Source organism: Mesorhizobium sp. KACC 23794 (assembly GCF_052180275.1).
Lineage (GTDB): Bacteria > Pseudomonadota > Alphaproteobacteria > Rhizobiales > Rhizobiaceae > Kumtagia.
Map to the genome: position 1 here is coordinate 2,167,381 of NZ_CP197465.1, position 23,210 is coordinate 2,190,590.

Consider the following 23,210-nt stretch of genomic DNA (forward strand, 5'->3'; position numbering starts at 1 on the left):
GGCGTTGCCGTTGCTCGGGTTAGCTGATGAAACGCAGGATGCTGAGTTGCTGGAGGCGCGCCGTCAGCGCGTAGGAGGCTTCGATCTGGCCGAGCAAGGCGTCCACGCGCGTCTTGGCTTCGTAGGGGTCGACGCCGATCATGTCGCCGATCTGGCGTTCGAACAGGTCGACCTGCACCTTGAGCCGGTCGCTGGCGTCGCTGACGCGCTTCTGGATGATACCGGTGGTGGCCTGCAGGTCGCCGATGTTGACGACGGCCTGGCCGACAAGATCGACGGCCTTGTCCAGCAGCGCCTGGCGGGCGCCAGGGCCGATATTGCTGTCGAACAGTTCACTGATCGTCGCGGCGGCCATCGCAAGCTTGCGGATTCCGGGATCGTTGGCGCTGACCGAAGTTTCGGTGGTGTCGTTCAACGTGATGCGGCTGACGATGCGCTGGTCGGTTGCGTCGGACCAGTTCGCGGCCCAGCCTGCGCCGAGAAATTGCGGCTCGACGGCGGCGGTCAGGAAGGCGTCCATCTGCGTGGCGGTGATGGAAGCGGTCGCCGGATCGGTCTTGGCGAAGCCGAAATGCGACTGGAAGGCGGCGTCGAAGGCGGCCTTGGCGGTCGAGCCAGGGACGCTGAAGTTGTCGATCGGCGTGACGTCGGTGTTGGTGCCGGCGAAGATGTGCTCGCCGTTGAAGCTGGTGTTGAGGATGCCGGTCAACTGCTCCAGCATGATCTTGGCGGCGGACTGGGTGACGTCGCCGACGGCGTCGCCTGAAGAGCTGGTGGTCAGCGTCGACAGGAAGGTCTGGGCGGCGTCGCCGATCTGTTTCAGCGAGTCCTGCGTGCTCTTCAGCCGCGACGAGATCAGCGTGTTGGAATCGACGATGCCTTGCATGCGGTCGAAGTCGCGGGTGAACGACACCGTCTGGGCGGTGCGGGCCCCCAGCGCCAGGCCGGTGTCGGCAAACTGCCCGGTCTGCAATTCCTTCTGCGCCTTTGTCAGCTCAGCCTGCGCGCGCACCAGCGAATAGCGCAGCGACTGGGAGAGGGCGGCTGTGGAGACGGAGGTGGTCCTCATCGCGCTAGCCTACCGCCGCCAGGAGCGCTGCCAGCATCTCGTCGACCGCCTTGATGATGCGGGCGGAGGCCTCGTAGGAATGTTCGAGGTCGAGCAGCAGCGACATCTCGGCGTCGACATTGACGCCGGTCGCGTTGGACAACGCCTCCTGCGTCCGGGCAGCCAGTGCTTCCTTGTTCTCCGCACCCTCGGAGGCGTCCTTGCGCACCGCCTGGAACCAGCCGATCGCGGCGGTCGAGAAGTTGCTGAGGCTGATGTTGGTGGTGAGGCCGACCGACGGGTCGAAGGCCATCGGCTGGTCCATGCGGTCGCCATAGGCGATGAGCAGATCGGCGAAGCCGGCATTGCCGGCGGTGTTGACGACGTAGGCCGCGCCATTGGCGCCACCGTCGCGCAGAAGGTCCGGATTGCCGCCGGCGCTGGAATCGAAGGCGGCGTTGATCCTGATCGAGCCGGCAAGGCCGTCGACCAGCGCGCCGGCAGCAGGCATTGCCGGTGCGCCCGGCCAGGTGAAAAGGCCGGGCCTGTCGGCAACAGCCGTGCCCTTCTCGGCAAAGGCGGTGATCAGTCCGCGGGCGATCTCGTCGAGTTGGCCCTGCATCTGTGAAGCGACGCCGTCGCGCAGCTGCACCAGGCCGGCGATCTTGCCCGAGGCGTCGGTGTTGCCGCCGCTGCCGAGGCCCACCGGCACGCCGTCTATATAGACCGGATTGCCCGCGCTGCCCGCGCCGTAGGAACTGGAGGCCTGGAAGGAGACGGTGCGCGGCACCTTCTCGAACAGCGTCGCACCGTCCTTGGTCATCAGCACCATGTCGTTGTCGCTTCGCGACAGCGTCGACAGGGGCACGTATTCGGAGATCTTCTTCAGCAGCGCATCGCGCTGGTCGAGCGCATCCGACACGTCGCGCCCGGCGCGGGTACCCGTGGTGACCGCGGTATTGACGTCCTTGAATTGTGCCAGCAACTGGTTCAATTCGTCGACGGCGCCGGCAATCTGGCTGTCGGTGTCGACGCGGAACGACTGGATCGAAGCCGTGCCGCCGTTCAGCGTGCGCACCACCTGGCGGGCGGCATCGATGGTGTTCTCGGCCAGGGTGCGGTTCGACGGCGAAGCCGAATAGGTTTGCAATGCCTGCTGGAATTTGCCGAGCACGGCGGCGGCGGTCGAGCTATTGTCGATGCCGTTGACGGAGATCTCGAGCTGCTCCAGCCCACTGGACAGCGTGCCTTGTCCGCTCCAGGACGACAAGGCGGAGAGGTTCTGGCGGAACAACTGCTCGTTGGTGGCGCGCTGGATGTCGACGACGCGAGCGCCAGCCGCCTGGCTGGAGACGACGGCGACGCGCCTGGTATAGTCGGGGTTCTTGCTTTCCTGGACGTTGCGCGAAACGACGCTGGTCTGGCGCCCGTTGTTGAGGAGCGAGGACTGCGCGATTGCGAGGGCGGAGGAAAGCGACATGCCGGCTTACTTTCAGGCGGCTCGGCGGCCGGCCGGCACTTTGAGAAGCGCCGGCCGTGCCGAACCTACCTCTTGAGATTTACGAGAACATCCATCAGGTCGGCGCCGGTCTGGAACACCTTGGAATTCGCCGTGTAGCTGCGCTGGGATTCGATCATGGCGGTGAGTTCCTCAGCCACGTCGACATTCGAGCTTTCGAGGGCGCCCGAAACGATCGCGCCGTTGGCTCCTTCGCCGGGGAAGCCGACCTGCACCGAACCGGACAGCGTGCTCTCCGAAAACACGTTGCCGGGAAGCACGTTGAGTTGGTCGGGGCTGAGCACGGTTGCGAGCGGGATGCGGTAGAGCTCCTTGATCGAGCCGTCGCCGAACTGGGCGAAGACGGTGCCGTCGTCGCCGATCTCGACCGTGTCGATGGTGTTGGGCCCTGAGCCGTCGATCTCGGCGGTGCCGACCGTGTATTTGTCGCCGAGCTGGGTCATCTTGGCGAGGTCGATCACCAGATTCTGGCCGCCGGGAACGGCGACGGAGATATCCTTGGCGCTGGCGGGAGTTAGTTGGCCGGTGGTGCCGTCGAAGGTCAGCGTCTGGGTAGAGAGCGCCGGCTGGCTGTAAGGGAACGACGTGTTCGGGGCGGCATCGGCTTGGTTGTAAATGGTGACTTCCCAGGTGTTGGCGCCGGTCTTGGTGCTGTAGACGTCGAGCAGCACCTCGCGGCCGAGATTGTCGTAGGAGAGCAGCGACGATTTCGCCGAGAACTTCGCCGTCGCGGCGTTTGCCGACGGGCGCTCGGCGGCGGGCACGATGTCGGCGCTTGCCGGAAGGTTGGCGCTGAAGATGCCGACCCGGCTCGGCGCTGCCGTCGTCTCGCTCATCGTGACGTTGACGGGTTCCAGGCCACCAAAACCGTTGGCGTTGGCGCTGGGGATGCCGTTGGCGTAGCTGTAGCCCATCAACTGGAAACCGGCCGCGTTGACCAGCCGGCCCTGGTCGTCCGGCGTGAAGGCGCCGGCGCGGGTCATGAAAGTCTGGCCGTCGCCATCCTGGACGATGAAGAAGCCGTTGCCGTTGATGGCGAGGTCGTTGGACGAGGTGGTGAAGCGCAGGTCGCCCTGCTGGCTGACCGCATTGCGCACCGTCGTGGTGACGGCGCCGGAGGCATAGTTGCCGCCGGTCGAGGGGATTACCAGCGACGAGAACTCCGTGCTGGAGCGCTTGTAGCCGGTGGTGTTCGAATTGGCGATGTTGTCCGCCACGGAAGAAAGCCGGTTGGCCTGGGCGTTCATGCCCGAGACGCCGGTCCGCATCATTCCAGAAAGGCTCATCGGGAGGTCTCCTCAAAATCCAAGCCGCTGGACCGGAGGTTAGGCTTTTTGTCTTGCGCGAGGCTGTCGGCGAGGCGGCCCCGCTTAGATGCCAGCGGAACGGGAGACATCAGACGACCAGCCGGTAGCCGAGAAAACGCTTAGAATCGATCGGGTCGAAGCCCAGCCGCTCGCGCAGCTTCTTGCGCAGCTTGCTGATGTGGCTCTCGACGACGTTCTCCTCGACCTCTTCGTCGAACAGGCCGTAGATGGCGTTGAATACCTGGGTCTTGGTGACCCGCCGGCCGCTGTTGCCGGCCAGATATTCGAGGATGCGGCGCTCGCGGCGCGGCAGCGGCAAAGGCTGGCCGTCAATCTCGGGGTCGCGTCCGTCCATGAAGATGCGCATGCGGCCGATCTCGGTCGGCTTCTGCTCGTCGGTGGCGCGGCGGCGGATTGCGGCGATGCGTGCCAGGATCTCGCGGATGTGGACCGGCTTACGGATGACGTCGTCGACGCCGGACTCGAACAGCCGCAGCGTGTTTTCCAGCGAATGCTGCTCGCTGAGCGCGATCACCGGCGCGCCGGTTCGGTCGCGGATGGCGCGGGGCAGTACCGCCTCGCTTCCGCAGTCGCCGATCAGAAAGGCCCTGACCGATTTCAAATCCGCGTCGGCGGCGCTGGAAACCCATTCGCCGAATTCGCCTGATTTAAAGCCGGTGGATGCCACTCCCTCCCGGTCGAACAGTGAAGAGTAGCCGTCAGTGACGAGCTCTCGCTCGTCCACGATTACGATCATAGGCCCCCGCCTTTCGAATCATTCGTAGCGATCTGTGGAGCAAGGCGTAGTCGCGAGGGTCACCCCGAAATATCGCTATTTCTTATGGATTGTTTTTCAGGAGTCTCGACACCTTCAGGTTGTTAATATCGGCTCTCGGTTGCATATCCATGCGGGATGATAGGGCGGCGAGACGAGGTTCCGCGTCGACCTGCATCGGTCCGAAAAATCTTTGCCGGATATGCTATCTTTAGTTGCAGAAAGAACGAGCGTTGGTCGTCCATTTGCCGAAGCCGGTGGCGACCATGTTGGCGATGACGCGGCAGACGTAACGCTTCTGCGCCGGGTCGTTGTCGGGTCCGGCATGGTAGCGGGCGACGGCCATCGTCCAGGTGTCGTGGCGGGCGTGGAGCCTTGCCAGGAAGCGCGCCGCGTAGTCGACATTCTTGGCTGGATCCAGCATGTCGTCGACACTGGCGAATGCTTGCGAATGGTAGTGGTGGTTGATCTGCATGCAGCCTAGGTCGATCAGCGTCTTGCCTTCGCTCCTGGCCTTGGCGAAAGCCGCGAGCGCCTGTCGCCGGCTTGCGGGGAATACGGCTTTTCCTTCTATATTCAATGCATTGGGCTGGAGGCTGCCCTTGTTGCCGGTCTCTGTCAGTCCAACCGCGTAGAGGATGCCCACTGGCACGCCGTAGCGGTCGGCGGCACGCAGGATTTCCGGTTCGCAAGGATTGCCGGCGGCATAGGACGGGGCGTGGCTAAATGTAAACGCCGCCGCCAGCGCGATCGGTATCGCGTTGAGTCGTGCCGCCAAGGGTGCCTGTGCCGCTGTCGTCATGGCGTCCTCCCTGCTGGTTTCCGGATCTGCCGCCGCCTTCTCCGGACGCCATGCCGCCAGGCGGCTGGTCGCGGTGCTGCGCCATCGATTGCATCGCGGCGTCGGGGCGGGGACTTGTCGTGACGGCAACTGAAGATTGAATTATCGAAATCTGCGCCCCTTCATAGCCGAGCGAACGGATGGCCTTTTCAATGACCTGCTCCTCGCCCTTCAGGCGGTCGTGGGCGTCGCGTGTGGAGACACGCAGTTCGACTTTTAGTTGTGTTCCCGACATGTGGAGCGTGGCATTGACCGCACCCAGATGTTCGGGATTGAGCTGCACTTCGAGGGTCCTGGGGGACAGCGGCGCACGATGGGTTTGCAGGTGTGTCGCTTCTGCAACAGGGGCGGGCCGCCAGCTCGGCTCGGAGAGCATAGCCTTGCCCACCGCGAGCGACGGCGTGGCCGGGTAAGTGACGGTTTCAACTGGTTTTCCCAAGACGGAAGAGACGCTTTGCGTCGTGTTTCGGTCGGTATCTGTGCGGTTCGGGATATCGATGTCCCCGTGGTCCTGTTTGACGGCCGTTTCCGAAGCGGCATCGGGGCGCCCGGTTCCGATATCACCGTCCGTGGCTCGCGCCGTTTCCGAAAGGGAGGCAGGGGCCAGGGTGCGCCATATCATGGTGGACAGCGGTGGTTGCGGCGCGGCCTGCATCGTGCGGCGTGGCGTATTACGCGGAGGCGTGGCGTCGGGGGAGGGTGACGGCGCGAAGGTTCGGTCGTCGCCTCGCAGCGGCTGTCGGTTCACATAGCGCGCCGCAGCCGCCGTCACCTCGACCGCGAAGGAAGGGTTTTGCCCTACGCTGGAGGATGCGGAAACGACGGCCGTCGTGACGGATCGCCTCGTTGGCTCGGCCGCCAACGCCGTTGGGTTCCAGGATGCGGGTTCATCGCCAGACATCTGCCGGGCCGAAATGCGGGGCTCGGCGTAGGATGTTGTCACGATGCGCTCTGCCGCGTCCGTCGGAACGGTCGGCAACGCCATTCGGTTCGGAGGTGTGGGTTCACCGGAGGATGTCTGCCCGATCGCAACGCCCGGCTGGGCGGCAGACTGGGTCACAACGGGGTCGGCGCGCTCCGTCCGCGCAGTCTCTGTCGCCGCACCAGTCAGGATCTGTGTGTCCGCCTGAGCCGGATGAAGCTCCGGAACCGCAGTGGGCGCCTCTTTCGCAGCCGTAAGCGCCTGCTTCGCCTTGCCCGCCACTGTCGCGGTTTCCTGAGCGGGCGTGGCCGGTTTGGTCGCGGCGGCGGCAGGCTTCGCGACGGGAGCAGCGTTCGATGCGGCCGGCGCGGTCGATTCCGACACAGAGGTTGCCCACCTGTCCGAGGCGGCATTCGCGAGGGACGCAGTCGGTGCCGCTGTGCGAGATCCAGGCCCGTCCGCTGTAGGTTCTCCATCATCCGCCTCAGCGGCGTGCCGCCGGCTGGCCGTTGCCGGAGGATCGTTTGTCGACCTCGCCGTTCGGCCGGACGATTGTCCGTCGTCTTTGCGTCTGGATGACAGGTCTGGCGGGGTGGACTCCTCTCCCGGACGAAAGTCCGCAGTTACCGTCTGGGGTTCGGAAGACGGGTCTGACGATGTAGCCGAGATCGGCTGGGCGGAACTGTTGACGCCCGCAGGAACTACTGCTTGTGGCGTTATCGCCAACTCTTCCCCGGAGGCGGGAGAGGAATCCGGCCGCGGCTCGTCCGTGTGCCACTCCGCCTCCGTCGTCTCGTGCCGGCCGCTTTTGCGATCATGCGAAGCCGGAATCTCCGCGCGGCGGGCGCCGGCCTGCTCGTTCGGGCGGATCAACTGCAAGAATGCACCATGGCTGTCATGATGCGCCGCGCCGCGCAGGCCATGCCTGGCGGCCTTCGGCGCGACGAGGCCGGGATTAGCGATGTCGGTGGTCTTCAATCCTCGGCTCCCGCCAGCAAGGCGTCGATCTCGGCAAGTCTCTTGCGCCCGTCGGCGACCGCGGCATCGACCGGATCGGCCGGCGGCGCCTTGCCGGCTGACGATGGCGTTTGTGGCGCGTCAGCCCCGCCTTCCGCCTGCACGGAAGGTGGGGCCAATGGAGGTGTGCTGGCGTCGACGGCGGTTTCCGGCATCTCGTCGGGTGCGGCTTCCGGCAATTCGCCGGGCGCCTCGACCACCTCCGGCACGTCCGCTTCGTCGGCAGCCCCTTTGGCCGGAGCAGCATCGTCCGGCGCGGGGCCTGGTTCGACAGGCTGCGTCGCGACCGGCTTGTCGGCAGGCGCGGGGGCGGGTTTCGGCGACACGGCCCCGGGTGCCTGTGGGGCCGGCTGGTCGACGATGCCGTTGCTGACGGCCAGCACTGCATCGAGCAACTCGCGATCGCCTTCGGAAAGCCTGGTGCGGTCGATCTTGCCGATGCGCTCCCGGATCGTCTCAGCCGGTTCGATCGCGACGCTGGTGAGGCTGGTGTAGAGCAGCAGGCGCGGATCCTTCTCGCCCTCCGCAGGCAGGTCCACGGCATCGGCTTTGGCGGCGGCGTATTTGGACAGTTCGACCAGGCCATCGATCGCCGCGCGGCGCGCGATGCGCAAATAGATCACTTTTTGCTGCTCGGGGTTCATCAGCTCGACGACCTCGTCGACGGCGGCTAGGTCGATCCGGTCGTTCAGCTTGATCACGCCGGAAACGATGGCATCCGCGAACTGGCTGGCATAGGGCGAACGGATGTAGCCGCGCGCATATTGATCGGCATGCCGAACGAACCGTTCGGGATCCTCGACGGTCGCAGCCAGTGCGATCGAGCGGCGCAGCGCCGCCTCTTCGACCAGCGAACCGGGGGAAAGCAGCCGCGCCTGGTCGAGCAGCTTCAATGCGCCTTTAGGGTCTTCGAGGGAAGCCAGCGAGCCCTTGAGCAGCGCGATGAAGGAGCCGATTTCCGCCGGTTCCTGCATGGGGTCGATGGATTTGAGGACGGCCGCTGCATTGCGCGTGCCGCCATTGAGGTAGCCGAGGATGCCGGCGGCGATGCGGCTGTCGCGCTCTTCCAGATGCAGCCGCAGCAGGATGGACTTCAGCGTCGCCGGGTTTCCCCCGCTCATCGCGTAGACCAGCATCGCCTGCAAATTGCTGGGCTGCATGAGTTCGGCCGCACTGGCCTTGCGAAGCCGCTCGTCGATCATTTCCAGCAGCCGGCGCTGGATCGGCAGCGCCGCGTGGTCGCCGACGGCGACGCGGTCCTGCACGTGCTGGAGCGAGCGCACCATCTGGTAGGGCTCGAGCGGAGGCGTATCGTCCACCGGCTGTGCATGGACAGCGGATTTGCCAGCCATCAGCCCGGCCAGCACGCCGGCGGCGAGGCAAAACCGCTTCATCCACCGATCTCGAGCAGGATCTCGATGCGTCGGTTGATCGCCGCGAGCGGGTCGGCGCCGTCCTTCGGCTTGCGGTCGGCAAATCCGGCGACCTCGGTGACGCGGCGCTCGTCGAGGCCGGCACGAACCAGCATGTAATAGGCCGAGTGGGCGCGGGCGGTGGAAAGCCGCCAGTTGTCGTAGCCGCCGGCCTTGTAGGGCCGCGCATCGGTATGGCCGCTGATGGTGACGGTGCCCTTCTGCTTGCCGATCGCCTGGCTGATCTTTTCCATGGCGAGCACGAGTTCGCGGCGCGGCAGGGCCGAGCCGATCTCGAACATGCCGAATTCGAGCTGATCGGTGACCGACACCTGCACGCCCTTGTCGGTGGCGACGACGGAGATGCCGTCCTTCATCTTGTCGTCCGGCAGCAACTGCTCGGCCAATTCCCGTCGGATCTGGTCGGCGGCCCTGACGGTCTCGGGCGTCGGCTCGGCCTTTTCCGGCGGCGGCGCGGGTTTTCCCGCCGGAGCGGCTGCAGCGAGATTTTCGGATGCGGGGCCTTGTGTGGCTGGGAGTGGCGCTGCCCCCTTCAGAGCGTCGGCAGCGGCGCCGGCCCCCGGCTGTTTCTCCGCGGGCGGTTTTGCAGGCGACGGCTGGCTGTCGTCGGTACGCTTTGGCTCGGCGCTGGCCTCCGCCTCGTTCGGCAGCGCGACCTGCTGCGACCAGAAGTCGGGGGCAAAGGGGTCGCGATAGGCTTCGCCGCCCGATGCGCCGGTGGCCGGACCGGCGGCCTGCATGCCGCCGTCGCCCTTCTCGCTGATGTTCTGTTTGATGCCGGTGTCGGAGGCGATCTCGGCCAGCACCGCATAGGGGTCAGAGAACAGTTTTTCGTCTGCCTCCTTCCTGATCTCGGAGCTTTCGACCGTCCCTTCGTTGGTCGACGGGCCGGCCTTGGAGTCGCCGCCGTCCGAATTCTTCTCCGCCGCGCTGCCGACCTGTTCCGGGCCGTCGCCCTCGTCCTCCAGGCTCTTGCGGGCGGCGTTGCGGTCGACAAGCTTGACCGGGTTGAAATAGCTGGCGACAGCCGCCTTGGTCTGCTCGTTCGATGCGTTGATCAGCCACATCACCAGGAAGAAACACATCATGGCCGTCATGAAGTCGGCGAAGGCGATCTTCCAGACGCCGCCGTGATGGCCCTCGTCGTGGTCGCCGTGGCCGCGCCGGACAATGACGATCTCGTGGTGCTTTTCACTTGGATCGGCGATACTCAAGCGAGAATCTCCGACAGGACCGCCGACCATTCGGCCAGGCGCGTCTCGAAGACCGTGCCGTCAAGGGTGACGGACAGGTCGAAGCCTTCGGCCTCGACATGGTGGAGATTGGCGGCGCGCTCCGGCAGCACGGCGCTTAGCCCGGCAAACAGCGACTGCGGGCCACGCACGTCGATGCGCAGGGATTCGGTATCGCGGATGGCGGCTTCGATCGAGCGAGCGAGGCTTTGCAGCGAGCGCTGGCGCAGATTGTCGCTGAGGACGCCGCCGAGCAGTCGCGCCACAACCTCCGAGACATGCTCGCCGACGCTTCGCTCGAGTTCGGCAAAGCGGGTTGTGATGGCGCCGCCTGTTTCCTCGCCGAGTTTGCGTACAAGCGCCTCCGCGCTTTCCTGATGCCGCTGCTGCTCTGCCAGCAGCGCGGCTTCGTGTTCAACGGTCAGGCGCATCATCACCGACTGTTCGGCCCGTTCGACCTCGGCGCGGACGATCTCGCCGACATCGACCGGGGATGGCGGTGGCGCGACAGTGGCGGGAGACGCCACGGCGCGCATGTCGGTGCGAAGGGGCGTCCCGAAATCCGGCAGGGCGTCTATGAGCCTGAGCGCCGCCATCTATCAGCCCGCCACTTCCGGGGCCGCCCATTTGCGCAGGATGAGCGCCGTGCGCTCCTCGTTCAGGTCGACCATGCGCGCCAGGCGCTCCTGCGGCGCGGGTTTGAGCTTCTGGCGCAGATCGTCCAACTGGGTCGCGCCGCCGCGGCCGGGCAGGGCGGTGACGGAGGCCTCGCCGTTTTCCGGATTGGGCAGCGAGCGCTGCACCTCATCGAAGGAGGGGCCGGCCAGCGCCGGGGCGGCTGCCGGTTTCTGCAAAGCGGCGACCATCGGGCGCAGGCCGAAGAAGGCGAGCAGGAACACCACCACGATGAAGGCGGAGGCGTTGATCAAGGTGCCGACATGCTGGCCGACCTTGTCCATAATGCCGGGCATGGCGACCTCGCTGCCGTCGAGCCCGTCGATGAACTCGACCGCCGATACGTTCAGCTTGTCGCCGCGCGACTCGTCCAGCCCGGCCGCGGAGGCGACGACCTTCTGGATGTCGGCAATGCGCTCGGCGACCTTGTCCGGCGTCCCCCCTTCGCCGAGGATGGAAGCCAGCCGCTGCTGGTTGACGACGACGGCGATCGAGAGCTTCGTCAGCGTGTAGCCGTTGCTGGTGGTCGAGATGCGCTTGGAGTTCATCTCGTAATTGGTGGTTTCTTCCTTGCGCTCGCTCTGCTCGGAGGATTGCGGTCCGGCGGTTGGCGGCGCCTGCGTCTCGGGCAGGTTCTGGTCAACGGAGGTCGGCGTCGCCGAAGATTGCTGGTTGGTGTTCTCGTTGGAGCGCACGACCTGCACCGAGCGCTCGACGCGCGATTCCGGATCGAAGATCGTCTCTTCCGACTGGCGCATATCGGTGTTGACGTCGGCCTTGACGCTGGCGCGGAAATTGTCCGGGCCGAGATAGGGCGCCAGCGCGCGGCGGATATTGTCCTCGATCTGCATCTCGACATTGCGCTCGACGCCGAGCGAGCGGCTGGCGCTGGAGTTGGCCGGATCGTCGCCGGCCGCCAGCAAGGTGCCGCTGGAGTCCAGCACCGTGACCCTCTCGACGCCCAGCCCCGGCACGGCGGCGGCGACGAGATAGCGGATGGCGCCGGCGCTCTTGGCGGCGTCGAGGTCGGTGGCGCGGATGACGACAGAGGCCGACGGTTGCTGCTCGTCGCGGCGGAAGGAGGCGCGCTCCGACATGACGAGGTGGACGCGCGCGGCCTTGATGCCGTTGATCGACTGGATGGTGCGGGCGATCTCGCCCTCCAGTGCGCGCACCCGCGTCACCTGCTGCATGAACGAGGTGAGGCCAAGCGAACCGACATTGTCGAACAATTCGTAGCCTGCGTTGGCGCTGGTCGGCAGGCCTTTTTCGGCGAGCAGCATGCGCGCCGCAGCGGTTTTGCCGGCAGGCACGAGCACCGTGGTGCCATCGGAAGCGACGTCGAAACCGATGCCGGCCTCACCGAGCACCAGGCCGATCTGGTTCACGTCCGCGCGTTCGAGCCCGACATAGAGCGTCTCATAGGTGGGACGGTTGAGATAGATCGAAGCGACGCCGAGCACGGCGAGCACCAGCAGAGTCACGCCGGCCATGATGGCGAGGCGGCGCTGTCCGAAACCCTGCAGATTGGCGACGATCTTCTGGATTTGCTCCGGCACGGCTCACGCTCCACACGGCTTTCCGAGACAGGCTAGACTTTGAAGCTTGTGCGAAAATGAAATCGGGCCGCGCTGGGGGAGCGCGGCCCGATAATCGTGCTGCCTTGCCTCGATCCTATCCGTTCTGGAAGAGCGAGAGCACGCGCTGGGCATTGGTGTTGGCGATGGACAGCGCCTGGACGCCGAGCTGCTGCTGGACCTGGAGGGCCTGGAGCCTCGTCGATTCCTTGTTCATGTCGGCGTCGACGAGTTGGCCGACGCCACGCTCGATGGAATCCATCAGGCTGGTGGTGAAGGCCTTCTGCTGGTCGATCTGCTTCTTGGCGGCGCCGAGCATGACGGCGCCGTCCTGCATCTCGGCGAGGCTCTTGTCGACCACCCTGATCATCTGGGCGATCTGCGCATCGCTGAAGCCGACGACGGTCAGCGTCGCGACGGCATAGCCGTCGGTAGCCGCCGGCGCCGCGCCGGGCGTGGTGGGGTTGACGGCGGTGTTGGTGCGGATGCCGGTCGTGCCGAGGCGCAGGCCTTCAAGAATGCCCTTGTTGACCTGGTTGCTGGCGGACGCGCCGGAATCGTAGAGCTTTATGTTCTGGACCTTGATCTTGATCGTTCCCAGCGTGACGTTGCCGGCGGCGTCGCGATTGAAGGCCGAGACGATCTGCGCGTCGTTGTGGACACCCGCGGCCGAGTGGCCGTTGGCGACGGTCGAGGCGACCGACAGCCAGTTGGCGCCGGAGAAGGTCGCGGCGTCGGCGTAGCTTTTCAGCTGGGACTGGAGCGTGGTGATTTCGGCCTGGATCTTTTCCTTGTCGGCCGGGGTCGCACCCGTTGCCGCCACGACCTTGACCTTGATATCGTTGACGAGGTCGATGGCTTTGTTCATCGCGGTATAGGCCGTGTCGACCTTGGAGGCGCCGAGTCCCAGCGCATCCTGCACCGTCGACATCGCGTTCTTGTCGGAGCGCATCGTCGTGGCGATCGACCAGTAGGCGGCGTTGTCGGTGGCGTCGGCGACGCGGTAACCGGTCGAAATCCTCGACTGCACCTGGTCCAGCGCCTTGTTGGTGACGGTGAGGCTTTGCAACGCGGTCATCGCCGCTGCGTTCGTCATGATGCTGGACACGCGACCCACCCTATCCTGATACGGACCCGACCCGCCGAATCACGCGATAATCGCGCATCAGGCGGTTTCCCGTAAGCCTTGATTAACCACGATTATAGCGCACATGGTTAACGTCGTCTTAAGGATGGTTACCAGGCCAGTGGATTGAGCGGGAATTTAGGTCGCGGCGGTTGTGCGAAAAGTAACGGGCCGCGCTTCGAAAGAAGCGCAGCCCGTCGGTTCAAGAAGTTCGATGAGGCGGATTTTAGCCGCGGAAGAGCGACAGGATCGACTGCGAGTTGCCGTTGGCGATCGACAGCGCCTGGATGCCGAGCTGCTGCTGAACCTGGAGGGCCTGGAGCCTCGTCGATTCTTTATTCATGTCGGCATCGACGAGCTGGCCGATGCCGCGGTCGATCGAGTCCATCATGCTCGAGGTAAACGTCTTCTGCAGGTCGACGCGGGTCTTGGCAGCGCCGAGATTGGTCGCGGCGGTGGTCATTTCCTTGAGGGCTGCTTCCGTCACCGTCAGCATCTGGCCGATCTGGGCGTCGCTATGGCCTTTCACCGACAGGGAAGACACGGTGTAGGTGTCGCCCGCGGCCGGAACGGCACCGCCGGTCGGAACCTGGGCGGCCGCGTTGCGGGCGCCGGTGGTGCCGAGGCGGGTCGCGTCGAGGATGCCGTCGTTCAGGCCGGTCGCCGTGGCGAAGGCGTCGTAGAGCTTGATGTCCTGGACCTTGACGTCGATGGTCGAGAGCGTAACCGTGCCGGCCGCGTCGCGATTGAAGGACGCGACGATCTTGACGTCGTTGAAGCTGCCGGCCGTGGTGTGGCCGGACGTGGTGTCGACCGACAGCCAGTTGGCGCCGGAGAAGGTGGCGGCGTCGGCATAGCTCTTTATCTGGCCCTGCAAGGCCTTGATCTCGATGTCGTATTTTTCCTTGTCGGCTGACGAGGCGCCATTGGCGGCGACCAGCTTGACCTTGATGTCGTTGACCAGTTCGATCGCCTTGTTCATGCCGGTGTAGGCGGTGTCGATCTTGGAGGCGCCGAGGCCGAGCGCATCCTGGACGGTCGAAAGCGCCCGGTTGTCCGAGCGCATCGTCGTAGCGATCGACCAGTAGGCGGCGTTGTCGGCAGCCTCGGCGACGCGGAAGCCGGTCGAGATGCGGCCCTGGGTGACTTCGAGGTTCTTGTTGGTGGCGTTGAGTGTCTGCAACGCGGTCATTGCCGCGGCGTTGGTCATGATGCTGGCCATGGATACTCACCTTACGGGAAAGCAGTACAAATCGGCATGCCGGGTCAACCGGTATGGCGGTGCGGCATCATGCCCGTGATCGTGTCCTGACGATCAATCCGCCATTCTTGAGCGGACTATGGCAGGGACACGCTACTAAACGCATAAGCGTTATGGTTAACCAACGGTAAAATGCTTGTTTTTGCGGCAGGAACCGGCGGGTCAGGCGGTCTGGGCAATCTCGATGCGTCTCGCCGGACGTGACGCGCCGCTTGGAAAAATGAAGCGGGCCGCGCTTCCCCCGAAGCACGGCCCGCCGAAAATGCTGCCTGAGCGGTCAGTCTTCTTCGTTTAGCGGAAGAGCGACAGGATCGACTGCGAGTTGCCGTTGGCGATCGACAGCGCCTGGATGCCGAGCTGCTGCTGGACCTGGAGTGCCTGCAGGCGGGTCGATTCCTTGTTCATGTCGGCGTCGACGAGCTGGCCGATGCCGCGGTCGATCGAGTCCATCATGCTTGCGGTGAACGTCTTCTGCAGGTCGACGCGGGTCTTGGAGGCGCCGAGATTGGTCGCGGCGGTGGTCATTTCCTTGAGTGCTGCTTCCGTCACCGTCAGCATCTTGGTGATCTGGGCGTCGCTGAAGCCCTTCACCGAGAGCGTCGAGACTGTATAGGTGTCGGTCGCGGCGTCGGTGCCGGGGACGACCACGCCGGGAGCGGCCTGGCGGGCGCCGGTGGTGCCGAGGCGCACGGCGTCGAGGATGCCGTCGGTGGTGCCGTCGGTCGAGCCGGCGTCATAGAGCTTGATGTTCTGGACCTTCACGTCGATGGTCGAGAGCGATGCCGTACCGGCGGCGTTGCGGTTGAACGACGCGACGATCTTGACGTCGTCGAAGGTGCCGGCGGCGGTGTGGCCGGTCGTGGTGTCCGTCGACAGCCAGTTGGCGCCGGAGAAGGTGGCGGCGTCTGCATAGCTCTTGATCTGGCCCTGCAGGGCCTTGATCTCGATGTCGTATTTTTCCTTGTCGGCAGCCGAGGCGCCGTTGGCGGCCACCAGCTTCACCTTGATGTCGTTGACCAGCTCGATCGCCTTGTTCATGCCGGTATAGGCGGTGTCGATCTTGGAGGCGCCCAGACCAAGTGCGTCCTGGACGGTTGAAAGCGCCTTGTTGTCCGAACGCATCGTCGTGGCGATCGACCAGTAGGCGGCGTTGTCGGAGGCTTCAGCGACGCGGAAGCCGGTCGAGATGCGGCTCTGCGTGACTTCGAGGTTCTTGTTGGTTGCGTTGAGGTTCTGCAACGCGACCATTGCGGACGCGTTCGTCATGATACTGGCCATGGATACTCACCATACTGAAAGCAGTACTAACAGGCATACCGGATCGACCGGTATGACGGTGCGGCATCATGCCCATGACCCAAAGATCACCCCCGCCATTCGAGTGAGACCATCGCAGCGACTCGCTACCAAACGGATAAATGAATAGGTTAACGAAAGTTGTATGGCGATGAAAACGCCTCTTGGGCACCGAAACCCGTGTCGTGGTTACGAATTAGGCTGTGTGGACGAATTTGATCAAGCATAGTCCAGCAGCGAAGCTGACGATTGATCGATAGTTTCGTTCGGTTTTCTCACATCGCAGGGCGACACGCTTGAAGCGTTTGACGAGGCCGATGCCCTGTTCGATACGGGCTCGGGCCTTGTAGAGCACCTTGGCGAAGTAGGCGGGCCTGTCCTTCTCGTTGCTCTTGTGCGGGATGACCGGGGCTATGCCTCTGGCTCTCGCGGCGGCGCGGTTGGCTTTGCTGGAGTATCCCTTGTCGCCAATGGCGGCGCGCGGCGTGATGTCCGGTCCGATGCCGAGCAGGATCGGAAAATGAGGTGCGTCAGCCTTCTCGCCTCCGGTCAGGTCGAAACCGATCATGGCTCCCGATGCATCTGATTTGGCATGGATTTTCGTCGTGAACCCGCCTCTGGAACGACCGAGCGCCTGACCTTCCTGCCCCCCTTTGCGCCGGCCGCCGAGACATGGGCGCGCACCACGGTGGAATCGAACATCTGGATGAGATGCGCCGATGCGCTCATCGAAGCCAGCGTGTCGAAGAAGGCCTCGAACACGCCCGCCTTGCTCAACCGGTCGAAGCGTTTCCACACCGAGTTCCAATGGCCGAACCGATCCGGCAGCGCCCGCCAGCGCACGTTCTCAAGCGTGAAGAAGTGTATCGCCTCCAGGAAAAGCCGGTCGTTCGACGCCGTGCGTCCACGCCGCGGCAGGCAGGCCCGAAATACTTCCAACGTGTGATCCCAATCTGCTTCGTCCATCCGCGTTGACATGGTTTCCGATCTCCGAATCAATCGGAAACTCATGAATCACAACCGCTTCAACCGAGGAATCCTCAAACTTCAACACGCCGCAATTCGTCCACACGGCCTAGGTAAACGACCTGACGAGGCTGCCGACCAGCAGATTCCATCCGTCGATCAGCACGAAAAACAGGAGCTTGAAGGGCAGCGAGATCACCGTTGGCGGCAGCATCATCATGCCCATCGCCATGGTGATGGTGGCGACGATCAGGTCGATGACCAGGAAAGGCAGGACGATGAGGAAGCCGATCTCGAAGCCGCGGCGGATCTCGGAGATCATGAAGGCGGGGACCAGGATGCGCAGGTCGACATTCTCCCTCGACACCGTCTGCCCGCGCTCGCGGGCGAGGTCGGCGAACAGGTCGAAATCCTTGTCACGGACGTTGCGGACCATGAAGTCGCGGAACGGGTCGGAGATGCGTTCCAGCGCCACCGTCTCGTCGATCTGGTTGGCCATCAGCGGCCTGACACCGTTGTTCCATGCCTGGTCGAAGGTCGGGGCCATGACATAGAAGGTCATGAACAGCGACAGGCTGATGAGGATCAGGTTGGCGGGCGTCGTCTGCAAGCCGATGCCGGCGCGCAGGATGGAAAAGGCGATGACGAAGCGGGTGAAGCTGGTCGCCATGATCAGCAGGCCCGGCGCGATCGACAGCACCGTGACCAGGCCGAACATCTGGATGATGTAGCCGATGGTCGTACCGTCGGCCTGGCCTATGGCGCCGAGGTCGATCTGCTGGGCGCCGGCCACGCCGGTCGCGGCGGCCAGCACGGCGAATGTGAGGAGAAGACGTTTCATTCGAACAACAGCGTCCTGATCAGAACCTGCTTGACGTGGCCGTCGCTGCGGATACGGGCGCGCTCCTCAAGATCGGACTTGAGATGCTGGTAGCCGCTGGCACCCTCGATCTGGTGCAGCTTGAGCGTCCGCATATAGGCGAACAGATCCTGGTGGATCGCCTCGATCATGTCGGAGGACTGGGCCGCGTCGAGCAGCAGTGTCAGCTCCATGCGGACCCAGACGCGGCTCGGGGCCGCGAGATTGGTGGTCATCGGCGCCAGCGAGACCAGTAGCGGATCGGCTTCGGTCTCCTCGCCATGACCGCCAGCCGCCGCGGCCGGCGCGCCATGATCCTGGGCGGGCGCATGCGCAGTCTCGGCCACTCCCTCTTGGGAGCTTTCCTTGCCGAGATAACCACCGGCGAACCAGCCACCGCCGACCGCCGCCGCCGTCACCACCAGCAGTACGGCGAGTTGCAGGATCAGGGATGGTCCCTTGATTGGCGCGGCGGTCTGGTCGGTGATGGCCATGGCCGCCCCCGTCAGAACGGCAGGATCTGGTCGGCGGCCTGCTGGCCCCAGCCGGGCTGCTGGACTTCCGACAGACGGCCGCGGCCACCGTATGAGATGCGCGCTTCGGCGATGCGGTCGTAGGAGATGGTGTTTTCCGGGCCGATGTCCGTCGGCCGGACGATACCGGCGATGGTCAGCACGCGCAGTTCGTAGTTGACGCGAACTTCCTGCGAGCCGTGGATCATCAGGTTGCCGTTGGGCATCACGTCGGTGACCACCGCCGCCACCCTGAGATCGATGTCCTCCGACCGCTCAGTGGCAGCCTTGCCGTCTGTGCTGGTGGTCGAGCCGACTGCGCCCCGTCCGCTCGCCTCGCCGGTCTTGGTGCCGTTCCAGTCGCCGGAGAAGGTGAGACCCATTGTCCGCTCGGCCACCCGGCTGCGGTCGGATTCGTTCTTGAATTTGGCTCGGTCGCTGATCGAGATGCGGACGGTGAGGAGGTCGCCGGTGGCAATGGCGCGCGGATCGGTGAACAGCCGGCTCTGCTTGTCGTTCCACAGCGAGAAACGCTTGACCGGCTGCGATTGCGGCTCGGCGTAGCCACTCTCCGACGAAGGCACCAGCGCCACGCCGGAACCGACCGGCGACATGGCCGGCGCCTTGCCGATCTCCTTCAGATTGGAGCCGCAGCCTGCGAGCAAGGTGAGTGCGGCGAGGGCCAGAATTCTGTTCATGACGGGTCTTCCCTGCGCGCCGCGCTCGCCATGATGCCGGTAAGCGTCGCGGCGGCCTTGCTGTTCATCTCGTTGAGGATGACGCCCGCCTTGCGGGAATCGAGTTTCATCAGGATGCCGGCGGCCAGCCGGACGTTGAGTTCGGCGAGGCGCTCGGCGGCGGCATCCGGCTTCATCGCCGCATAGATCTTGACGACATTTTCCTCGGCCTGGGAGAGGAAGGTCTCGCGCCGCTTCATCCAGCGCTCGTATTCGGCACGCTTCTCCTCAAGGCGTTTGATGCGCTCGTCGATGTCGTCCTTCAGCTTCTTCAACTCCATCGCCTGGAGCGAGTAGCGGCGGTCACGCGCCGCGTCAGCGATGCCGGTGCAGAACTTCTCGATTTCGGAGGGCGATTGCGTGCCGGAAAGCGGGATGGTCTCCGTAGCAGCGGGTGCACTGGCGACGAGCAGCAGCATCGCCGCCACAATGCCGGCCTGGGTCCGGCGAGACTTTCCAGTGTGATCCGCAGCCGCCATCGCCCGCCTCACTGCACCACAAGCTCGGCCTGCAAGGCGCCCGCCGACTTGATGCCCTGGAGAATGGCGATGATGCCGTCCGGTTTGACGCCGAGACGGTTGAGGCCGGAGACCAGCGTCTGCAGGTCGGGACCGTCGAGCACGGCGACCTTGGCGTTGGGCTGGCCGGCCTCGATCGTGGTGAAGGGTTCGACGGCTGTCACGCCATCCGAAAACGGCTCGGGCTGAACGACTGTCGGCGCCTCGGTGATGCGGACCGTCAGAGCGCCGTGACTGACCGCCACGCGCGAGATCCTGACCTCGTTGCCGATGACGATCGTGCCGGTGCGCTCATCCAGGACGACGCGGGCGGGCGCGTCTGATTCCACGACGAGGTTTTCCAGTTCGGCGAAGAACCGCGCGGCGGAGATCCGGTCCGGTTTCTTGATGATGACGGTGCGCGAATCCTGCTCGGCGGCGACGCGGCGGCCGAAACGCTCCATGGAGTAGTCGTTGATGGTGTCGGTGATGCGCACGGCGGTGGAGAAATCGGCGTTGCGCAGTTGCAGGATGAGCGTGCCGAGATTTGCGAATTCGGCTTCGACCTGGCGCTCGACGATGGCGCCGTTAGGGACGCGGCCGGCGGTCGGCACGCCCTGCGTCAGCGTCTCGGCGTCGCCCTGCGCGGTGAAGCCGGAAACGAAGACGGAGCCCTGCGCCACCGCGTAGATCTCACCATTGGCGGCTTTCAGCGGCGTCATGACCAGCGTGCCGCCCTGCAAGGACGTGGCATCGCCGAGCGACGAGACCGAGACGTCGATGCGCGCGCCGGACTGTACGAACGGCGACAGGTTGGCGGTGACGATGACCGCCGCGACGTTCTTGGCGCGCGAGCGGCCGCCCTCGCTGGCGATGCCGAGATTCTCCAGCATGGCGCGGATCGACTGCTCGGTGAACGGTGCATTGCGCAGCCCGTCGCCGGTACCCTTCAGCCCGAGCACCAGACCGTAGCCGACAAGCTGATTGTCGCGCGAACTCTGGAGCTGAGCGATGTCCTTGATGCGCGCGGTGGTGAGGTTGCGGCCGTCATAGAGCACGGTCTGGTCGCCATAGCTGCCATCGCCGGCGCCCTTGTCGCCGGGACCCAGCCTGCGCCCGGCGCGGCTGTCGTCGGCAAGGGCTGCCTGGCAACCCATGCTGACGGCCAGCAACAGGGCGAAAAGCCGCCGCATCAGCCGCTGATCCTCACCGTGCCGTCGGCCATGACGACGCCGCTGACGACCTTGCCGCTGTCGATGTTGCGGACTTTCACCATGTCGCCGGCGGCGCCTGGCTCCAGCGTCACGGCGGTCGCGGAGATCGATAGCCCGCCGGAGACGAAGACCATCTCGACCGGCACGCCTTTTTCGACGAGATAGGCTTCGCGCAGCGCGTTGGCCTGCACATACCGGCCGGGCAGCAATGTGCGCTTGGCGACCTTGCCTTCAAGGGCGGCCAGCGCGATGACGACGTTCGCCGGTGGCACCTTCCCTTCGGCGAGGATGACTTCCTTCAGCGCCTCGGCCGCGACCGTCTCGCCGGGATAGATGACGCGATTGGGCACAAGCACAGCCTCGCCGGCCGCTGCCTGGAAGGCACCGGGCAGGACCGCGAAGGCCGCCAGCAGAAGGAGGCGCCGCCGCATCGCCATCACCTTATGTTTTTCGAGACCACGGCGGCCATTTCGTCGGCCGCCTGGATGACTTTCGAATTCATCTCATAGGCGCGCTGTGCCGAGATCAGCTCCGTGATCTCCTTGACCGGATCGACATTGGAGGCTTCGAGGTAGCCCTGCTGGATCTCGGCAAAACCGGTATCGCCGGGCACGCCGACGGTGGCGGGACCGGAGGCCGGCGTCTCCGTGAACAAATTGTCGCCCATCGCAGCCAGCCCCGCCTCGTTGGCAAAGTTGGCGAGCTGCAACTGACCGAGGCTCTGCAGGTCGACCTGGCCGTCGATGCGGGCGAAGACCTCGCCGGACTTGTTGACGACGACCTCGATCGTGTCGGCGGGCACGGTGATGTTGGGCTGCACCGTGTAGCCGTCGAGCGTCACCAGTTGGCCAGTGGCGTTGGTGTTGAAGGCGCCGGAGCGGGTGTAGAGTGTCTCGCCGTCGGCGCCGTCGATCTGGAACCAGCCATTGCCGGTCAGCGCCAGGTCGAACTTATTGCCGGTGCTGATCAGATTGCCCTGGATGTGCAGGTTGCGCACAGCCGCCGTCTTCACGCCGAGGCCGATGCTGACCCCTTCCGGCACGAGGCTGGCATTGGCGCGGCTCGGCACACCCTGCATGCGGTCGACCTGGTAGAGAAGGTCGGTGAACTCGGCACGGGCGCGCTTGAAGCCGGTGGTGTTGATGTTTGCGATGTTGTTGGCGATGACTTCCAGGTTTGTCTGCTGGGCGTTCATGCCAGTGGCGGCGATCGAAAGGGCTCTCATTGTTCTGCTCCTAGATCGCCATGCGACCGACTTCGAGATAGGCGGTAACGATCTTGTCGCGGATGGCGACGGCCGCCTGGAACGACTGCTCGGCGCTCATCACCGCGTCGATGGTCTCGCGCATGTCGCCCTTGCCCTGCAGCACCTCGACCGACATCTGCTCGGCCTGCTTCAGCCGGTCGACGGTGCGGCCCGCCGTGTCCGAAACCATCGAGGCGAAGGACATGCCCGTAACCGCGCCGCCGCCTCTCGGCGCAGGCGTGGTGGGGCTCAGAACACCGCCGGCCGTGCCGGTCAGGAAGTTCGCATTGACACCGCCTATGCCTGAAATCATCACTGCGGCCTCAGCAGGTCGATGGTCATGGAAATCAGCGAGCGGGCCTGCTTCACGACCTGCAGGTTCGCCTCGTAGGAACGGTTGGCCTCGGTCATGTCGGCCATCTCGACCAGCACGTTGACGTTGGGCATCTTGACATAGCCGTTGGTGTCGGCGGCCTCGTGGCCGGGCATGAACTCGACGGGGAAATCGGTCTGGTCCCGGTCGATCTTCAGCACCTCAACATTCGATCCGCCGGTGGCGCGGTCCAGCTCCGCGGCGAAGGTGATGGTCTTGCGCTGATACGGATCGGAGCCGGGGGCACTGCCTGTCGACTGGGCGTTGGCAAGGTTCTCCGAAACGACGCGAAGCCGCTCCGACTGGGCGTTCAATCCCGATGCAGCGACCTTGAGGGCGGTGGAAAGGGCATCCATGGCGCTACTTCACGCTCATCAGCATCATGCGGTGGAAAGCCTTGACGATCGCGGTGTTCATTTCAAAGGCACGCTCGACCTCGCCGGCCTTCATCAGTTCCTGTTCCATGACGACGGTGTTGCCGGACGGCAGGACAGCGGTGGTCCGGTCGTCGTCGCGACGGCCGAAACTCGCCTCGGTGACGCGGGTGCCGAAATGGCCGGCTTGCGTGGCCGTCAGGCTGACGCCGGTGCGCTCCAGCACCTTTTCGAAGGGCTCGACGTCGACGGCGCGGTAGCCGCCGGTGTTGGCGTTGGCGATGTTGCCGGCAACCGCGGCCTGGCGGGCCGAGAGCCATTCGGCCTGCTGCGAGGCGAGATGAAAGAGATTGACGGGCTGCATGGCTAGCCTGATCCGGACTCCGGGCGGTTCACCCAGACT

The 23,210-nt window shown here is 64.9% G+C and carries 24 protein-coding genes and 1 pseudogene; all 25 read right to left on the reverse strand.

Annotated elements, in window-relative coordinates:
- Positions 1-19 precede the first annotated feature (19 nt).
- Positions 20-1,069 carry a flagellar hook-associated family protein gene (locus ACSBOB_RS10630; protein ID WP_442582364.1) on the reverse strand — a complete coding sequence of 350 codons (1,050 nt, stop codon included), beginning with the start codon at positions 1,067-1,069 and terminating at the stop codon, positions 20-22.
- A gap of 4 nt (positions 1,070-1,073) precedes the next feature.
- Complete coding sequence (gene flgK, locus ACSBOB_RS10635; RefSeq protein ID WP_442582365.1) at positions 1,074-2,528, reverse strand: flagellar hook-associated protein FlgK; 1,455 nt, start codon at positions 2,526-2,528, stop codon at positions 1,074-1,076.
- Between the two features lie 65 nt (positions 2,529-2,593).
- Positions 2,594-3,853 carry a flagellar hook protein FlgE gene (locus tag ACSBOB_RS10640; protein ID WP_442582366.1) on the reverse strand — a complete coding sequence of 420 codons (1,260 nt, stop codon included), beginning with the start codon at positions 3,851-3,853 and terminating at the stop codon, positions 2,594-2,596.
- Positions 3,854-3,962: 109 nt separating this feature from the next.
- The gene (locus ACSBOB_RS10645) at positions 3,963-4,631 is read right to left on the reverse strand and encodes a response regulator transcription factor (RefSeq protein WP_442582367.1); all 669 of its coding nucleotides are present in this window, start codon (positions 4,629-4,631) and stop codon (positions 3,963-3,965) included.
- 229 nt (positions 4,632-4,860) lie between these two features.
- Positions 4,861-5,451: a transglycosylase SLT domain-containing protein gene (locus tag ACSBOB_RS10650; protein ID WP_442582368.1), complete on the reverse strand. Its 591-nt coding sequence runs from the start codon at positions 5,449-5,451 to the stop codon at positions 4,861-4,863.
- Entirely contained in the window at positions 5,372-6,796 is a 1,425-nt protein-coding gene (locus ACSBOB_RS10655; protein ID WP_442582369.1) for a flagellar hook-length control protein FliK, read from the reverse strand. Before ACSBOB_RS10655 ends, ACSBOB_RS10650 begins: the two co-directional genes overlap by 80 nt.
- Positions 6,797-7,386: 590 nt before the next feature.
- Positions 7,387-8,823, reverse strand: a complete 1,437-nt coding sequence (locus ACSBOB_RS10660) for a chemotaxis protein MotC (protein ID WP_442582370.1) — start codon at positions 8,821-8,823, stop codon at positions 7,387-7,389.
- Positions 8,820-10,076 carry a MotB family protein gene (locus ACSBOB_RS10665; protein WP_442582371.1) on the reverse strand — a complete coding sequence of 419 codons (1,257 nt, stop codon included), beginning with the start codon at positions 10,074-10,076 and terminating at the stop codon, positions 8,820-8,822. The genes ACSBOB_RS10660 and ACSBOB_RS10665 overlap by 4 nt, the downstream gene beginning before the upstream one ends.
- Complete coding sequence (locus tag ACSBOB_RS10670; RefSeq protein ID WP_442582372.1) at positions 10,073-10,690, reverse strand: hypothetical protein; 618 nt, start codon at positions 10,688-10,690, stop codon at positions 10,073-10,075. The genes ACSBOB_RS10665 and ACSBOB_RS10670 overlap by 4 nt, the downstream gene beginning before the upstream one ends.
- Before the next feature lie 3 nt (positions 10,691-10,693).
- Positions 10,694-12,328 (reverse strand): flagellar basal-body MS-ring/collar protein FliF, encoded by a 1,635-nt coding sequence (gene fliF / locus ACSBOB_RS10675; RefSeq protein WP_442582373.1) that lies wholly within the window; start codon positions 12,326-12,328, stop codon positions 10,694-10,696.
- A 115-nt stretch (positions 12,329-12,443) separates the two neighbouring features.
- Positions 12,444-13,454, reverse strand: a complete 1,011-nt coding sequence (locus ACSBOB_RS10680; RefSeq protein WP_442582374.1) for a flagellin N-terminal helical domain-containing protein — start codon at positions 13,452-13,454, stop codon at positions 12,444-12,446.
- A 244-nt stretch (positions 13,455-13,698) separates the two neighbouring features.
- Positions 13,699-14,694, reverse strand: a complete 996-nt coding sequence (locus ACSBOB_RS10685) for a flagellin N-terminal helical domain-containing protein (protein WP_442582375.1) — start codon at positions 14,692-14,694, stop codon at positions 13,699-13,701.
- 330 nt (positions 14,695-15,024) lie between these two features.
- Entirely contained in the window at positions 15,025-16,011 is a 987-nt protein-coding gene (locus ACSBOB_RS10690; protein WP_442582376.1) for a flagellin N-terminal helical domain-containing protein, read from the reverse strand.
- 214 nt (positions 16,012-16,225) lie between these two features.
- Positions 16,226-16,825 carry an IS5 family transposase gene (locus ACSBOB_RS10695; RefSeq protein ID WP_442581232.1) on the reverse strand — a complete coding sequence of 200 codons (600 nt, stop codon included), beginning with the start codon at positions 16,823-16,825 and terminating at the stop codon, positions 16,226-16,228.
- An 11-nt stretch (positions 16,826-16,836) separates the two neighbouring features.
- Positions 16,837-17,040: pseudogene (locus tag ACSBOB_RS10700) on the reverse strand (hypothetical protein); the annotation flags it as partial.
- A 64-nt stretch (positions 17,041-17,104) separates the two neighbouring features.
- A complete protein-coding gene (gene fliP, locus ACSBOB_RS10705; protein ID WP_442582377.1) occupies positions 17,105-17,836 on the reverse strand; it encodes a flagellar type III secretion system pore protein FliP in 732 nt (243 codons plus the stop codon).
- Positions 17,833-18,348 (reverse strand): flagellar basal body-associated FliL family protein, encoded by a 516-nt coding sequence (locus ACSBOB_RS10710; RefSeq protein ID WP_442582378.1) that lies wholly within the window; start codon positions 18,346-18,348, stop codon positions 17,833-17,835. The genes fliP and ACSBOB_RS10710 overlap by 4 nt, the downstream gene beginning before the upstream one ends.
- 11 nt (positions 18,349-18,359) lie before the next feature.
- Entirely contained in the window at positions 18,360-19,064 is a 705-nt protein-coding gene (gene flgH / locus ACSBOB_RS10715; RefSeq protein WP_442582379.1) for a flagellar basal body L-ring protein FlgH, read from the reverse strand.
- Positions 19,061-19,582 (reverse strand): MotE family protein, encoded by a 522-nt coding sequence (locus ACSBOB_RS10720; RefSeq protein ID WP_442582380.1) that lies wholly within the window; start codon positions 19,580-19,582, stop codon positions 19,061-19,063. Before ACSBOB_RS10720 ends, flgH begins: the two co-directional genes overlap by 4 nt.
- 8 nt (positions 19,583-19,590) lie before the next feature.
- Complete coding sequence (locus tag ACSBOB_RS10725; protein WP_442582381.1) at positions 19,591-20,793, reverse strand: flagellar basal body P-ring protein FlgI; 1,203 nt, start codon at positions 20,791-20,793, stop codon at positions 19,591-19,593.
- Positions 20,793-21,245: a flagellar basal body P-ring formation chaperone FlgA gene (gene flgA, locus ACSBOB_RS10730; RefSeq protein ID WP_442582382.1), complete on the reverse strand. Its 453-nt coding sequence runs from the start codon at positions 21,243-21,245 to the stop codon at positions 20,793-20,795. Before flgA ends, ACSBOB_RS10725 begins: the two co-directional genes overlap by 1 nt.
- A 5-nt stretch (positions 21,246-21,250) precedes the next feature.
- Positions 21,251-22,039, reverse strand: coding sequence for a flagellar basal-body rod protein FlgG (gene flgG, locus ACSBOB_RS10735; RefSeq protein WP_442582383.1), 789 nt, complete (start codon positions 22,037-22,039; stop codon positions 21,251-21,253).
- Positions 22,040-22,049: 10 nt separating this feature from the next.
- Entirely contained in the window at positions 22,050-22,373 is a 324-nt protein-coding gene (locus ACSBOB_RS10740) for a flagellar hook-basal body complex protein FliE (RefSeq protein WP_442582384.1), read from the reverse strand.
- The gene (flgC, locus tag ACSBOB_RS10745; protein ID WP_442582385.1) at positions 22,373-22,789 is read right to left on the reverse strand and encodes a flagellar basal body rod protein FlgC; all 417 of its coding nucleotides are present in this window, start codon (positions 22,787-22,789) and stop codon (positions 22,373-22,375) included. The genes ACSBOB_RS10740 and flgC overlap by 1 nt, the downstream gene beginning before the upstream one ends.
- Before the next feature lie 4 nt (positions 22,790-22,793).
- Positions 22,794-23,171 (reverse strand): flagellar basal body rod protein FlgB, encoded by a 378-nt coding sequence (flgB, locus tag ACSBOB_RS10750; RefSeq protein ID WP_442582386.1) that lies wholly within the window; start codon positions 23,169-23,171, stop codon positions 22,794-22,796.
- Between the last annotated feature and the right edge of the window lie 39 nt (positions 23,172-23,210).

Coding starts and splice junctions, on each gene's coding strand:
- flgK (WP_442582365.1), bottom strand. CDS start 2,528: ATGTCGCTTTCCTCCGCCCTCGCAATCGCGCAGTCCTCGCTCCTCAAC.
- fliP (WP_442582377.1), bottom strand. CDS start 17,836: ATGAAACGTCTTCTCCTCACATTCGCCGTGCTGGCCGCCGCGACCGGC.
- ACSBOB_RS10710 (WP_442582378.1), bottom strand. CDS start 18,348: ATGGCCATCACCGACCAGACCGCCGCGCCAATCAAGGGACCATCCCTG.
- ACSBOB_RS10640 (WP_442582366.1), bottom strand. CDS start 3,853: ATGAGCCTTTCTGGAATGATGCGGACCGGCGTCTCGGGCATGAACGCC.
- ACSBOB_RS10740 (WP_442582384.1), bottom strand. CDS start 22,373: ATGATTTCAGGCATAGGCGGTGTCAATGCGAACTTCCTGACCGGCACG.
- flgA (WP_442582382.1), bottom strand. CDS start 21,245: ATGCGGCGGCGCCTCCTTCTGCTGGCGGCCTTCGCGGTCCTGCCCGGT.
- ACSBOB_RS10720 (WP_442582380.1), bottom strand. CDS start 19,582: ATGGCGGCTGCGGATCACACTGGAAAGTCTCGCCGGACCCAGGCCGGC.
- flgB (WP_442582386.1), bottom strand. CDS start 23,171: ATGCAGCCCGTCAATCTCTTTCATCTCGCCTCGCAGCAGGCCGAATGG.
- ACSBOB_RS10650 (WP_442582368.1), bottom strand. CDS start 5,451: ATGACGACAGCGGCACAGGCACCCTTGGCGGCACGACTCAACGCGATA.
- flgG (WP_442582383.1), bottom strand. CDS start 22,039: ATGAGAGCCCTTTCGATCGCCGCCACTGGCATGAACGCCCAGCAGACA.
- ACSBOB_RS10630 (WP_442582364.1), bottom strand. CDS start 1,069: ATGAGGACCACCTCCGTCTCCACAGCCGCCCTCTCCCAGTCGCTGCGC.
- flgH (WP_442582379.1), bottom strand. CDS start 19,064: ATGAACAGAATTCTGGCCCTCGCCGCACTCACCTTGCTCGCAGGCTGC.
- ACSBOB_RS10670 (WP_442582372.1), bottom strand. CDS start 10,690: ATGGCGGCGCTCAGGCTCATAGACGCCCTGCCGGATTTCGGGACGCCC.
- ACSBOB_RS10685 (WP_442582375.1), bottom strand. CDS start 14,694: ATGGCCAGCATCATGACCAACGCCGCGGCAATGACCGCGTTGCAGACA.
- ACSBOB_RS10660 (WP_442582370.1), bottom strand. CDS start 8,823: ATGAAGCGGTTTTGCCTCGCCGCCGGCGTGCTGGCCGGGCTGATGGCT.
- ACSBOB_RS10645 (WP_442582367.1), bottom strand. CDS start 4,631: ATGATCGTAATCGTGGACGAGCGAGAGCTCGTCACTGACGGCTACTCT.
- ACSBOB_RS10690 (WP_442582376.1), bottom strand. CDS start 16,011: ATGGCCAGTATCATGACGAACGCGTCCGCAATGGTCGCGTTGCAGAAC.
- flgC (WP_442582385.1), bottom strand. CDS start 22,789: ATGGATGCCCTTTCCACCGCCCTCAAGGTCGCTGCATCGGGATTGAAC.
- ACSBOB_RS10725 (WP_442582381.1), bottom strand. CDS start 20,793: ATGCGGCGGCTTTTCGCCCTGTTGCTGGCCGTCAGCATGGGTTGCCAG.